Source organism: Mycolicibacterium neworleansense (genome assembly GCF_001245615.1).
Taxonomy (GTDB): Bacteria; Actinomycetota; Actinomycetes; order Mycobacteriales; family Mycobacteriaceae; genus Mycobacterium; species Mycobacterium neworleansense.
In genome coordinates, this window is the sequence record NZ_CWKH01000001.1 from 1414339 (window position 1) to 1427272 (window position 12934).

Consider the following 12934-nt stretch of genomic DNA (forward strand, 5'->3'; position numbering starts at 1 on the left):
CGGCGTAGCGTAGCCAGCCATGACATCCCTGAAGACGGGTGACACCGTCGCCGAGTTCGAACTGCCGGACCAGACCGGCACGATCCGGAGCCTGACCAGCCTGCTCGCCGACGGCCCAGTGGTGCTGTTCTTCTACCCGGCCGCCATGACTCCGGGATGCACCAAGGAGGCCTGCCACTTCCGGGATCTGGCGGCGGAGTTCACCGCTGCTGGCGCGAGCCGGGTCGGTATCAGTACCGACCCGGTCGCCAAGCAGGCCAAGTTCGCCGACATCCAGAACTTCGACTATCCGTTGCTGTCGGACGCTGACGGCAAGGTCGCCGCTCAGTTCGGGGTGAAACGTGGCCTGCTGGGCAAGCTCATGCCGGTCAAGCGGACCACGTTCGTCATCGACACCGATCGCACCGTTCTCGGGGTGATCTCCAGCGAGATCAGCATGGACACCCATGCCGACAAGGCGCTGGAGCTGCTCAAGGCGCGTTGATCGCCCGCAGCACCGCCGCCATCGAAGCGGCGAGCACCGAGTCGCTGCGGCCGCATGCCCAGCCAGCGCGGGCGGCCGACCGGTACTCCAGATAACTGACGGCGGTGCTGCCGATCGACTGCTGGGTCAGGCTCAGCACCTCGACGTGATGGCCGATCTCCTCGAGTGCGGCCCGCAGCGCGTCCACCGGTCCGATGCCGCGATGGCTGCTGGCCACCGTGCGCCCGTCGAGCACCAGGACCAGATCGGTGACCGCGGCCGCCCCGTCGCCGCCGGTATGCCAGTCCTTCAGCTGCACCGGGCCCGACGGGTCGAGGTACGTCGCCTCGAACAGATCGAACAGTTCGGCGGCGGTGACCTCGGAACCGCTTTCATCGGTGTGTTCCTGGACGTGGCGAGCGAAGTCGATCTGCAGCCGGCGCGGTAATTCCAACCCGTATTCGGTGGCCAGCAGGTAGGCGATGCCGCCCTTGCCGGACTGCGAGTTCACCCGGATCACCGCATCATAGGTCCGGCCGATATCGGCCGGATCGATCGGCAGATACGGTACCCGCCAATCGATTTCAGTTTCCGGCCGTCCGGTTGCCGCCGCGCGCCGGCGATGTTCGGCGAAACCCTTCTTGATCGCATCCTGGTGCGTCCCGGAGAACGCGGTGTGCACCATGTCCCCCACATAGGGATGGCGTTCGTGGATCGGCATGCGGGTGCAGTGCGTGACCGTTCGCGCGATCTCGTCGATGTCGGAGAAATCGATCATCGGATCGACCCCCTGGGCATGCAGATTCAGCGCCAGGGTGGCGATGTCCACATTGCCGGTGCGCTCCCCGTTGCCGAACACACATCCCTCCACCCGCTGTGCACCGGCCAGCACTGCCAGCTCGGCGCATGCGATGCCGGTCCCCCGGTCGTTGTGGGGATGCACCGACAGGATGACGCTGTCGCGGCGAGACACGTTGCGGTGCATGTACTCGATCTGGTCGGCATAGACATTCGGGGTGGCAACTTCGACGGTGGCCGGCAGATTGAGGATGACCGGACGTTCGGGCGTGGCCTGCCACAGCCCGGTCACCTCATCGCACAGATCCAGGACGTAGTCGGGCTCGGTGAGGTTGAACACCTCCGGTGAAAACTCGAACCGCACGTTGGCCATGCCGTCTGTGTATTCGAGGACGTCTTGTGCGCCGGCCAGGATCAGCTCCCGCAGTTCGGCTCGGTCCTTGCCCAGCACGACATCGCGCCAGGTCGGAGCGGTGGCGGTGTACATGTGGATGACGACGTCGTTGCCGATGCCGCGCACCGAATCCACGGTCCGTTCGATCAGGTCGCGGCGCGCCGGGACGAACACCACGATGGTGACGTCCGGCGGGGCGATGTCGGTTTCGGCCAGGAGCCGGACGAAGTCGAAGTCCGTCTGCGAGGCGGATGGATAGCCGACCTCGATCTCCTTGTAGCCCATGGCCACCAGCAACTCGAAGAAGCGGCGCTTGCGAGCCGGGTCCATCGGCTCGGCCAGAGCCTGATTGCCGTCGCGCAGGTCGACCGGCACCCACAGCGGGGCGGTCTGGATCCGGGCGGCGGGCCAATGGCGTTGCGTCAGAGGGACTTCGACGCGGTCGTAGACGGAGGCGTAGCGATGGGACGGCATCTGGGAGTGGCGCTGACGGTTCCAGGCCGGCGCGTGCACCGGGATCTCCCCGGCCGGGGTGTCGATGGTGGGAAAAGCAGAGGTAGTCATGAGAGCGCTTTCGGTCGGATTGAAGGTTCGACCGGCGCGACACAGCCCCACGGCAGGGGGCCGGTCGATTCAGGCCCCGCCGCGGCGGCTAAGGAGCAGAACGCGCGTCATGATGGGTAGACTATACACAACTCCTCAGACAAGTAGACAGGTTTCGATGACCTCCCGAGTTCAGCGTCACCCGCTGGCGACCCAGACCGCCCAGCTCCTCCTGACGCGCATCCGCCAGGGCGAATGGCCACTGGGCCATCGACTTCCCGGCGAGACCACCCTGGCGGCCCAGCTCGGGGTGGGCCGCTCCACCCTGCGCGAAGCGATCCGCGAACTGTCCGGCAAGGGGGTGCTGGAGAGCCGTCAAGGCGCCGGGGTGTTCGTCACCGCGCTGGATGCCGCCGAGGACTGGGACACCGTGCTGCGCCGCGCCACCATCGTGTCGGTGATCGAGGCCCGCATCGCCATCGAAGCCGAGGGCGCCGCGTTGGCCGCCACCCGGCGCACCCCCGCCGATCTGCGGGCCATCCGCCGCACCCTGGCCGCCCGCGGTGTGGTGGGACAGTCCGTACCAGATCATGTCGACGCGGATATGGCATTCCACCGCACGGTGATCGCCGCGGCGCACAACGAGGTGCTGATCCAGCTGTTCGACGCCTTCCTGCCCCGGTTGCGGCTGGCGATGATCGACATGCTCAAAATCCGGCCGATCGCGTCCGAACCCTGCGATCACGAACTGCACCAACAGCTGGCCGACGCGATCATCGCCCGCGATCCCGAGGGTGCCGCCGCCGCCAGCAGAACCCACCTGAGCTCATTGAAGGAGTCTTTCGCATGACCCCGGTCCTCGACATCGCCGATGTGACCTTCCGCCGCGACGGCAAGCAGATCATCGACGGCATCTCACTGACCGTGCGGGCTGGTGAGCACTGGGCCCTGCTGGGGCCCAACGGTGCCGGCAAGAGCACTCTGCTGGGTTTCTGTGCCGCCGTGACGTTTCCGACCACCGGGACCGTGCATGTGCTCGGCGGCCGGATGGGCCGCACCGATCTGGCGGTGCTGCGGCGATCGATCGGCCATGTGAATCCCCGGCACCGGCTGCAGTATCCGCTCACGGTGCGTGAGGTGGTGCTCACCGGCATCACCGCCACCATCGACATCGCGGCGCACTGGACGCCGACGGCTGAGCAGGCGCGCCGGGCCGATGAACTGATCGACACCGTGGGGCTGTCGCCCCGGGCCGACGCGATCTGGCCCACGCTGTCCCAGGGTGAGCGCGGCCGCACCTTGATCGCGCGGGCATTGATCGCCGACCCGCGGCTGCTCTTGTTGGACGAGCCCACCACCGGTCTCGACGTCGCGGCGCGCGAACAACTGCTGGAAACCCTTGACACACTGGACGACTCGCACCCCGAGATGGCCTCGATCCTGGTCACGCACCATCTCGAGGAACTTCCCACCAGCACCACGCACGCGCTGTTGATCTCGCAGGGGCGCACCGTGGCCAGCGGGCCGGCTCTGGACGTGGTCAACACCGATCACGTCAGCGAGGCCTTCGCGCATCCCGTGGTGGTCGGGTATCAGGACGGCCGCTGGAGCGCGCGCGCCAAGGCAAGCTCGCGGGTGCTCTAGGCCTGACGCTCAGGCTCCGACGGCATGTTGCGACGCCGCCGCGCCTCACGGTGCCGAGTGACCGGTGTGGTGTCGATGACGCGGTTGACCATGGTCGCCAGAAAACGCGAGGGCTGCAGCTCGGGCGGCACGGTGTCATGCCGGATCGCGATGTCCGGTAATGCCGCCATTGCCTCGTCGACGGCAGCGGTAGCGACATCCACGATCTCGAACAGGGTGTCCGGCTCGGCCTTCTCGATGCTGTCGACTTCCTCGTCGGCGGCCTCGGTGACCTCGGAGTCGTAGTCGATCATCACCAGCGCCACGGCGTGATAGGCATCGTCCTCGGTGCCGAGCTTGCCCAGCAGGTCGATCAGCCACTCGGCCTTGTCCGGTTCGGTGCTCAGGATCGTCGAGCGCAGGCCGTAGACGAACCCGAGCGCCGACAACGGGTGGCGCAGTCGCAGGTTCTTGGCATCGCCGTAGCTTTCCTCGACCCGGTTGGCGGCGTTCTTGCCGAAGCTGGAGTCCATGCGTTTGGTGCTGATCAGCAATTCCGGACCGGTGTCCCAGTCCGACATCACCACGTCGACCTGCTTCATGTAGTGCTTGCCCAGCACACTGGCGCTCGACGCGGCAACGCCTTTCATCGACCGCTTCAGGCGTTGCTCGATGAGGTGGCGTTCCTTTTGCGGCAACGCCTCCAGGAGACTGGCGATGGCGCTGGGCATGATCCGCGGATCGGTGGCCCTGGGCCACACCGCGTCCGGATCGAATCCGGCGCGCCGCAACTCATACGCCAACCACACATCGAGAGCCAGTGCCGGGACCCCGGTGGTCGACGGGGCATCCAGGTACAACGGCACCCCGAGCAGTTTGCGCAGCACCCGAAAATCGGGAACGAAACTCAACTCGCCGGCCACCCGGGCCCAGGGATTGGTGTGCACGCCCGCCGGTGCCGCGTCGGCCACAATGCGGTCGAAGATGGCCCACGCAGTGGCTTTGGTCGATGGTTCAGCGGGCACGCCGAGACCTTACCGTCCGGCGTGTCGCCAATGAATCGCGCGCCGTCCGAACGGGTTCCAGGACGATTCGAGTTGCCAGCCCCAGGGCGTCGTCGACAACGTGAGTCGCCTCGAGCAACTTGCCACGCTCCAGCAGCGCCGCGACGCGCCGCCGCACCGCACGCAACTCGTCGGCGCGGGCGGCCACCAGATCGGGCGACGGGACCAGCCAGCGGTCGGCCTCGCGAGGTTCGATCTTGAGGATGCCGCCACCGTACGAGCGGCCGACGATCTCGGCGTGCAGCACCGTCACCGAGTTCAGGGCCGCCAGTCCCAGCAGGTCACGCCCGAGCGTGCGCACCTCGTCGCGCAGGTACACGCCGTGCACCGAGTTGAGGTGGTGCGCCTTGGCTCGATTGGTGACCAACCGCGGGGTGTCGGCATTCATGCAGGTCAGCAGCAGGTCAGCCGGATTCACCAGGGGCACCTGATACCAGGGCCGGCGCACCCGGCACTTATAAGCCAGATGCACACCGGCGGCGTGACCGGCGTCGATGTAGCGCTGAGCCGCAGCAGATGGGTTCCCGGCCGGACGGAACAGGTGGATCGACCGCCCGTCCTCCCCCAGCCTGGCCAACTGCTCGGCGGACAGGGTCAGGCCGCGCAGGTGAGCGCTGCCGGGTGGGGATAGCGGCAGTAGATCGGTGCGGCGCAGTCCGAGTGCCTGCACCCGTTCTGGGGACAGCGCGAAGAAGCTGTTGTTGCCGGTCACCATGCCCAGCGTGGTGTCACCCCAGGTTTCCAGCATCGAGAAGTGACCGTCGTCGTGCAGGCCGTGGATGGTATCCACCGGCGCGTTGCCGATCAGGCCGCTGACCCACTTGTCGGCGGGATCGCGTGGCGACCAACGCCGTTGTGCAAGTTCAGATGTCAGCGAAGCCGCATTGCGAGCCCGATGGATGATCGCGTGCCCACACGGCCCGCCACCGTAGCCATCGGCGAGCAACAGCACCACGTCGGCTTCGGCTTCGGGGAACACCTGCTCGTCGAACATCACCAACTCGACACTGGCGAAGCGGTCGAACAAGAACTTCCGCACGGCCGCCGCGTAGTTCACACTCAGCAGCTCGGCAGGCAGCACCAGCGCCAGGCGGCCGCCCGGCTTGAGAAACAGCGCGGCGTGCACGGTGAACGCCGCCCAACTCGATGCCAGCCCCGACAGCGTGACCCCGGCCTTGAGCGCGGCCCGGCGCGACTGTGCCCGGGTGGCGCCCCGGAACTCCTGATAGCGGATGTAGGGCGGGTTGCCGATCACCGCCGTGTACGCGGCCCGCGGCTCGACGGCGAAGAAATCCGCGGTCCGGATCTGCGCCCGGCCTCCTGCCTCGGTCACGCGGCGGCGCGCCATAGCCGCGCTGGACCGGTGGATCTCGATGCCGTGCAGCTCGGGGTCTTCGGCACCGAGATCCTGCAGCCGGCGGGTGGCCGCAATCAGAAATGCCGCGTCCCCGGCCGAGGGCTCCAGAATCCGCTCATCAGCCGATCGCACAGCCCACTGCGCGAGGTAGTCGGTGATCTGTGCCGGCGTGAAGAAGGCACCGCGCGCTTTGCGGGCTTCGGCAGAATCGCCGTCGGCGCGCACTCCGGTGTCGGTCACCCCGCCATTGTCATCGACACCACCGACAAGCCCGGGGACCGCAACGCCGCGGCTAGTCCTCAGCCGCCAGCAACTGGTCGGCGTCGAAGCACGTGTGAGCGCCGGTGTGGCACGCTGCCCCCGTCTGATCGACTTCCAGCAGCACGGTGTCGCCGTCGCAGTCCAGGCGAACGGAGTGCACATACTGGGTGTGCCCAGAGGTCAGGCCTTTGACCCACTGCTCGCCGCGGGACCGCGAAAAATAGGTGGCCTCACGGGTTTCCAGGGTGCGGGCCAGCGCGTCGTCGTCCATCCAGGCGACCATGAGCACCTGACCCGTGGAGCGTTCCTGCGCCACCGCACTGAACAAGCCTTCGGCGTTGCGCTTCAACCGCGACGCGATGGCTGGGTCGAGAGCGCTCATCGGACGGTGATCCCTTCAGCCGCCATCGCAGCCTTCACCTGACCGATCGTCAGCTCCCGGAAGTGGAACACGCTGGCGGCCAGCACCGCATCGGCGCCGGCCTGCACCGCCGGTGCGAAATCACCCACTGCACCGGCACCACCGCTGGCGATCACCGGGACGGCCACCGCCGCCCGCACCGCGCGCAGCATCGGCAGGTCGAACCCGGCCTTGGTGCCGTCGCGGTCCATCGAGTTGAGCAGGATCTCGCCTACGCCGAGTTCGGCGCCGCGCGCCGCCCACTCGATCGCATCGATGCCGGCGCCGCGGCGCCCACCGTGAGTGGTCACCTCCCACCCCGACGGGGTGGGCTGATCGCCGGCCGGCACGGTGCGCGCGTCGACGCTGAGCACGATGCACTGGGAACCGAACTGCCGCGCCAGCTCGGCCAGCAGTTCGGGCCGGGCGATCGCCGCGGTGTTGACCGACACCTTGTCCGCGCCGGCGCGCAGCAGCACGTCGACGTCGTCGACGGAGCGGACGCCACCACCGACGGTCAGCGGGATGAACACCTGTTCGGCGGTGCGCTTGACCACCTCGAGCATGGTGGACCGGCCCGAGGAGGACGCGGTGACGTCGAGGAACGTCAGCTCGTCGGCGCCCTCGGCGTCGTACGCGGCCGCGAGTTCGACGGGATCCCCCGCATCGCGCAGGTTCTCGAAGTTGACCCCCTTGACCACCCGGCCGGCGTCGACGTCGAGGCACGGGATGATCCTCGTTGCGACATCACTGATGGTGCTCACAGGTAGTCCTCCGGTTTGCCAGCGGATTTCACGATTTCCAGCATGCGTTCGTGCACACCGGGCGCGGCGGCCAGGGCCGACTTCGATTCCGACGTCCACGGATCACCGGCCAGGTCCGTCACGATGCCGCCCGCGGCGCGTACCAGGGCCACACCCGCGGCGTGGTCCCAGATGTGGTGCCCGAAACTGATGGCCCCGCCCAGGATCCCGGCCGCCACGTAGGCGAGGTCCACCCCGGTGGCGCCGTGCATCCGCACCCGCGAGCACACCCGGCTCAGATTGGACAGCACCTCGACCCGGTAGCGGCCGGGGAACCGGCCCCGCGAGTCGATGTTGAAGGTCTGGATACCGACGATCGAATCGGTCAGGGTGGGTGACCCCAGCGCCGGCAGCTCGGTGCCGTTGTCGCGCACCGGACCTCCGACCAGCGCCGAGTACCGCTGCCCGGTGAACGGCAACCAGGTCAGGCCGGCCACCGGCTCACCGTCGGCCAGCAGCCCGAGCAGGATGGCCGCCATCGGTGACCCGGCCGCATAGTTGAACGTGCCGTCGATCGGGTCGAGCACCCACACCAGCGGCGAATCGATCGGCTCGCCGCCGAATTCCTCACCGTGGACCCCGATCCCGGTGGCTTCGGTCAGCGCCCGCACCACCTGCCGCTCGATCGCGAGATCGACCTCGGTGGCGAAGTCGTTGCCCTGCTTACTCACCGCGGAATCAGCGCGGTGCCCGGCGATGAACGGCACCGACGCGGCGTCGAGAATCTCTGTCGCCGCGTCTACCAGTGCGGCCAACTTCGACGGGTCCAGGGCAGCCACCTCGCTTATCCGCTGACCGCGGCCAGTGCCTGCGGCAAGGTGAATCGTTCGGCGTAGAGCGCTTTTCCGACGATCGCGCCTTCGACTCCGTGGCCGGTCAAGGTGGCGATCGCCCGCAGATCGTCGAGGCTGGAGACCCCGCCCGAGGCGATCACGGGGGCGTCGGTGCGGTCGGCCACAGACGCCAGCAGTTCCAGGTTGGGGCCCGTGAGGGTGCCGTCCTTGGTGACGTCGGTGACGACGTAGCGCGAGCAGCCTTCGCGGTCAAGGCGGTCCAGGACCTCCCACAGGTCCCCGCCATCGGTTTCCCAGCCGCGGCCGCGCAGTCGCCAGCTGTCGTTCTCGAACTGCACGTCCAGCCCGACGGCCACCCGGTCGCCGTACTCGGCGATGGCACGGCGGCACCACTCGGGGCTTTCCAGCGCTGCGGTGCCGATGTTCACCCGGGCGCAGCCGGTGTCCATGGCGGCCTTCAGCGAGTCGTCATCACGGATACCGCCGGACAGTTCGACTTTCACGTCGAGCTTGCCGACCAGATCCGCCAGCAGCTCGCGATTGCTGCCCCGCCCGAAGGCGGCGTCCAGGTCCACCAGGTGGATCCACTCGGCACCGTCACGCTGCCAGGCCTCCGCGGCCTCCAGCGCCGAACCGTAGTCGGTCTCGCTGCCTGCCTTGCCCTGCACCAGACGCACCGCTTTGCCGTCCACCACGTCGACAGCCGGCAACAGAATCAAACTCACAGTCCCTCAACCCAATTCGCGAGAAGCGTCGCACCGGCGTCGCCGCTCTTCTCCGGATGAAATTGCGTGGCGGACAACGCGCCGTCTTCGACGGCGGCGATGAACGGCACGTGGTGCGTCGCCCAGGTCACCAGTGCGTCCGGATTACCGGACCACTCCTGAGCGGCGTACGAATGCACGAAATAGAAACGCGTAGTGGCGTCGAGCCCCTTGAACAGGGTGCTGCCGGCTGGCGCGTCGATGACGTTCCAGCCCATGTGCGGGATCACCGGGGCATCCAGCCGGGTCACCGATCCGGGCCACTGCCCGCATCCGGTGGACTCCGTCCCGAACTCCACTCCGCGGGCGAACAGGATCTGCATGCCGACGCACACGCCCAGCACCGGGCGCCCGTGCTGTAGGCGGTCGGCGATGATCTTCTCGCCGCCGATCGCCCGGAGCCCGGTCATGCAGGCCTCGAACGCACCGACACCGGGTACCACCAGTCCGTCGGCCGCCGCAGCAGCACCCGGATCGGCCGTCACCTCGACATCGGCACCGACGCGTTCCAGCGCCCGCTGGGCCGAGCGCAGATTGCCCGATCCGTAATCGAGAACAATGACTTTCTTGGTCACAGAGTGCCTTTGGTCGACGGAACGCCGGTCACCCGGGCGTCGTACTCGACGGCCTGGCGCAGCGCGCGAGCCACCGCCTTGTACTGGGCCTCGGTGATGTGGTGCGGATCGCGGCCGTACAACGTGCGCACGTGCAGGGCGATCCGGGCGTTGAACGCCAGCGATTCGAAGACGTGCCGGTTGATCACCGTGTGGTACGGCGCGCTGGACCCGGCGATGGTGAACTCCACCATGAACTCGGGCTCCCCGGTGTGCACGAAGTACGGACGACCGGACACGTCGACCGCTGCGTGGGCAAGGGACTCGTCCATCGGGATGAAGGCGTCGCCGAACCGGCGGATGCCCTTCTTGTCGCCGAGGGCCTCGCCCAACGCCTGCCCCAGCACGATCGCGGTGTCCTCGATCGTGTGGTGACCCTCGATCTCGATGTCGCCCTTGGCGTGCACGGTGAGATCGAAGCTGGCGTGGGTCCCCAGCGCGGTGAGCATGTGGTCGAAGAACGGGACACCGGTGTCGATGTCGACGACACCGCTGCCGTCGAGGTCGATTTCGACGACGATGTCGGATTCCCTGGTCTTACGTTCGACCTTCGCGCGACGGGTCACGATGCTCCTACCGGGCTGTTGGCGGGCTGAAGTTCGGTGGCGGCCAGATCGGCACTGGCGGCCAGGAACGCGTCGTTCTCCTCGGCCAGACCGATCGTGGTGCGCAGGAATCCGGGGATGCCGACGTCGCGGATCAGGATTCCCTTGTCCAGATAACGCTGCCAGCTGGCCGGGGCGTCGCGGAATTGCCCGAACAACACGAAATTCGCGTCGCTGGGGATCACGCGGTAGCCGAGGCGGGCCAGCTCGGCGCTCACCCGGTCGCGTTCGGCAGCCAGGGTCGCCACGCTCCCCAAGGTGTCATCGGCGTGACGCAGTGCCGCGCAGGCGGCGGCCTGGGTGAGCACCGACAGGTGATACGGCAGGCGCACCAACAGCAGCGCATCGATCACCGCGGGGGCAGCCGCCAGGTAACCGAGTCGGCCACCGGCGAAGGCGAACGCCTTGCTCATGGTGCGGGTGACGATGAGTTTGGCGGGAAAATCGTCGATCAGGGTGACCGCGCTGGGCTGCGTGGAGAACTCGCCGTAGGCCTCGTCGACGATCAGGATGCCACCAGGCATCGCGTCCAACAGCCGACGCAGGTCCTCGACCGAAACACTCTGGCCCGACGGGTTGTTGGGGCTCGCCACGAACACCACGTCCGGTGTGCGCTCCTTGACCGCGGCCACAGCCGCGTCTACGTCAAGCCCGAAATCCGCGGCCCGCGCCGTCTGCAGCCACTCGGTCTGGGTGCCGTCGGAGATGATCGGGTGCATCGAGTACGACGGCACGAAGCCGATGGCGGTCCGTCCCGGTCCGCCGAAGGCCTGCAGCAGCTGCTGCAGGATCTCGTTGGAACCGTTTGCCGCCCAGAGATTGTCGACGGTGAGCTGCACGCCGGTGGCCGCGGTGAGGTAGGCCGCCAGGTCGGTCCGCAATGCCACCGCGTCCCGGTCAGGATAGCGGTGCAGCTCGGTGGCGACCTCGCGGACCGACGCGGCGACGTCGTCGATCAGGGCCTGAGTCGGCGGATGCGGATTCTCGTTGGTGTTGAGCCGCACCGGCACCACCAACTGCGGCGCCCCGTAAGGCGATTTCCCGCGCAGGTTCTCGCGCAGCGGCAGATCGGCCAGCGTCACATCCTGTGCGCCCATTACCGCTCGAACCTCCGTCGTACCGCCTCGCCGTGCGAGGGCAGGTTTTCCGCCTTGGACAAGGTGATGACATGCCCGGAAACGTCTTTGAGTGCGGCCTCGTCGTACTCGACGACGTGGATACCGCGCAGGAACGTCTGCACGGACAGGCCGCTGGAATGCCGGGCACAGCCCGCGGTCGGCAGCACGTGGTTGGAACCGGCGCAGTAGTCACCGAGGCTGACCGGCGACCAGGCGCCGACGAAAATTGCTCCGGCAGCACGGATCCGGCCGGCAACACCGGGCGCGTCCGCGGTCTGGATCTCCAGGTGCTCGGCCGCATAGGCGTTGACCACCCGAACGCCGGCATCGATGTCGTCGACGAGCACGATCGCGGACTGCTTGCCCGAGAGCGCCACTCGGACCCGCTCGACATGCACCGTGGTCTCCAGCTGACGCGTGAGCTCGCGGTCAGTGGCCTCGGCCAGCGCCTCGCTGTTGGTGACCAACACGCTGGCCGCCATCTCGTCGTGTTCGGCCTGGCTGATCAGGTCGGCGGCGACGTGCACCGGATCGGCCGTGTCGTCTGCCAGGATCGCGATCTCCGTCGGACCGGCCTCGGCGTCAATGCCCACCTGCGAGCGGCAGATGCGCTTGGCGGCGGTCACATAGATGTTGCCTGGGCCGGTGATCATGTCGACCGGAGCCAACTCGGCACCATCGGTGTCGGTGCCGCCGTAGGCCAGCAGCGCCACTGCTTGCGCGCCACCGACGGCCCACACCTCGTCGACGCCCAACAGCGCCGCGGCGGCCAGGATGGTCGGGTGCGGCAGTCCGTCGAACTCCGCCTGCGGCGGGCTGGCGATCACCAGCGAGTCGACGCCTGCGGTCTGGGCAGGCACCACGTTCATCACGACGCTCGACGGGTAGACCGCGTTGCCGCCGGGTACGTACAGCCCGACGCGCTCGACCGGTACCCAGCGTTCGGTGACGGTGGCACCGGGGGCCAGCGTGGTGGTGGTGTCCGTGCGGCGCTGATCGGCGTGCACCGGGCGAGCCCGGTCGATCGCGACCTGCAGGGCCGCGCGTACGTCAGGGTCGAGGTCGGCCAGGGCGGACGCGAGCCGGGCCGCGGGCACCCGGACGGCAGCGGGGCGGATGCCGTCGAAGGTATGGCCGTAATCCAGCGCGGCCTCCGCGCCGCGCTCGGCGACGGCCTCCACGATCGGGCGGACCTTGGGCACCACTGCGTCCACATCGACTCCGCCGCGGGGCAGCGCAGATCGCAACTGCGCAGCGCTCAGCACACGGTCACGCAGGTCGATTCGGGACATCTGAAACTCGGCCATCAGTTCAATTGTCCCTGATCAGTCCA

Annotated in this window: 14 protein-coding genes; 3 read left to right on the plus strand and 11 right to left on the minus strand. The window is 67.9% G+C overall.

All coding sequences use genetic code 11. From position 1 onward, the window contains the following. Positions 1–19: 19 nt before the first annotated feature. Entirely contained in the window at positions 20–484 is a 465-nt protein-coding gene (locus BN2156_RS06620; protein ID WP_090511597.1) for a peroxiredoxin, read from the plus strand. On the opposite strand, the gene BN2156_RS06625 is transcribed toward BN2156_RS06620, so the two are convergent. Continuing rightward, entirely contained in the window at positions 471–2219 is a 1749-nt protein-coding gene (locus tag BN2156_RS06625) for a 2-isopropylmalate synthase (protein WP_090511600.1), read from the minus strand. The genes BN2156_RS06620 and BN2156_RS06625 overlap by 14 nt on opposite strands. Before the next feature lie 157 nt (positions 2220–2376). Between BN2156_RS06625 and BN2156_RS06630 the strand changes: the two genes are divergently transcribed. Together BN2156_RS06630 and BN2156_RS06635 are read left to right on the plus strand one after the other, a co-directional pair. Beyond that, positions 2377–3048, plus strand: coding sequence for a FadR/GntR family transcriptional regulator (locus BN2156_RS06630; protein ID WP_090511602.1), 672 nt, complete (start codon positions 2377–2379; stop codon positions 3046–3048). After that, positions 3045–3842: an ABC transporter ATP-binding protein gene (locus BN2156_RS06635; RefSeq protein WP_090511604.1), complete on the plus strand. Its 798-nt coding sequence runs from the start codon at positions 3045–3047 to the stop codon at positions 3840–3842. Before BN2156_RS06630 ends, BN2156_RS06635 begins: the two co-directional genes overlap by 4 nt. Here the strand turns inward: BN2156_RS06635 and BN2156_RS06640 are convergent. Genes BN2156_RS06640 through hisD form a run of 10 tightly spaced genes read right to left on the minus strand, consistent with a single transcriptional unit; the run spans position 3839 to position 12908 of the window. Continuing rightward, entirely contained in the window at positions 3839–4846 is a 1008-nt protein-coding gene (locus BN2156_RS06640; protein ID WP_090511606.1) for a hypothetical protein, read from the minus strand. The genes BN2156_RS06635 and BN2156_RS06640 overlap by 4 nt on opposite strands. Next, positions 4836–6482 (minus strand): HsdM family class I SAM-dependent methyltransferase, encoded by a 1647-nt coding sequence (locus tag BN2156_RS06645; protein ID WP_210436576.1) that lies wholly within the window; start codon positions 6480–6482, stop codon positions 4836–4838. Before BN2156_RS06645 ends, BN2156_RS06640 begins: the two co-directional genes overlap by 11 nt. A 52-nt stretch (positions 6483–6534) precedes the next feature. Further along, entirely contained in the window at positions 6535–6885 is a 351-nt protein-coding gene (hisI, locus tag BN2156_RS06650) for a phosphoribosyl-AMP cyclohydrolase (RefSeq protein WP_090511609.1), read from the minus strand. Further along, positions 6882–7667: an imidazole glycerol phosphate synthase subunit HisF gene (gene hisF / locus BN2156_RS06655; protein WP_090511611.1), complete on the minus strand. Its 786-nt coding sequence runs from the start codon at positions 7665–7667 to the stop codon at positions 6882–6884. Before hisF ends, hisI begins: the two co-directional genes overlap by 4 nt. Then, the gene (locus BN2156_RS06660; RefSeq protein WP_407661637.1) at positions 7664–8485 is read right to left on the minus strand and encodes an inositol monophosphatase family protein; all 822 of its coding nucleotides are present in this window, start codon (positions 8483–8485) and stop codon (positions 7664–7666) included. Before BN2156_RS06660 ends, hisF begins: the two co-directional genes overlap by 4 nt. Positions 8486–8490: 5 nt before the next feature. Further along, on the minus strand, positions 8491–9225 hold the full coding sequence (gene priA / locus BN2156_RS06665; RefSeq protein WP_090511616.1) for a bifunctional 1-(5-phosphoribosyl)-5-((5-phosphoribosylamino)methylideneamino)imidazole-4-carboxamide isomerase/phosphoribosylanthranilate isomerase PriA: 735 nt from the start codon (positions 9223–9225) through the stop codon (positions 8491–8493). Further along, entirely contained in the window at positions 9222–9839 is a 618-nt protein-coding gene (gene hisH / locus BN2156_RS06670) for an imidazole glycerol phosphate synthase subunit HisH (protein WP_090511618.1), read from the minus strand. The genes priA and hisH overlap by 4 nt, the downstream gene beginning before the upstream one ends. Continuing rightward, positions 9836–10444 carry an imidazoleglycerol-phosphate dehydratase HisB gene (gene hisB, locus BN2156_RS06675; RefSeq protein WP_064914603.1) on the minus strand — a complete coding sequence of 203 codons (609 nt, stop codon included), beginning with the start codon at positions 10442–10444 and terminating at the stop codon, positions 9836–9838. Before hisB ends, hisH begins: the two co-directional genes overlap by 4 nt. Continuing rightward, positions 10441–11580 (minus strand): histidinol-phosphate transaminase, encoded by a 1140-nt coding sequence (locus BN2156_RS06680; protein WP_090511621.1) that lies wholly within the window; start codon positions 11578–11580, stop codon positions 10441–10443. Before BN2156_RS06680 ends, hisB begins: the two co-directional genes overlap by 4 nt. Further along, entirely contained in the window at positions 11580–12908 is a 1329-nt protein-coding gene (gene hisD / locus BN2156_RS06685) for a histidinol dehydrogenase (protein ID WP_162490747.1), read from the minus strand. The genes BN2156_RS06680 and hisD overlap by 1 nt, the downstream gene beginning before the upstream one ends. Between the last annotated feature and the right edge of the window lie 26 nt (positions 12909–12934).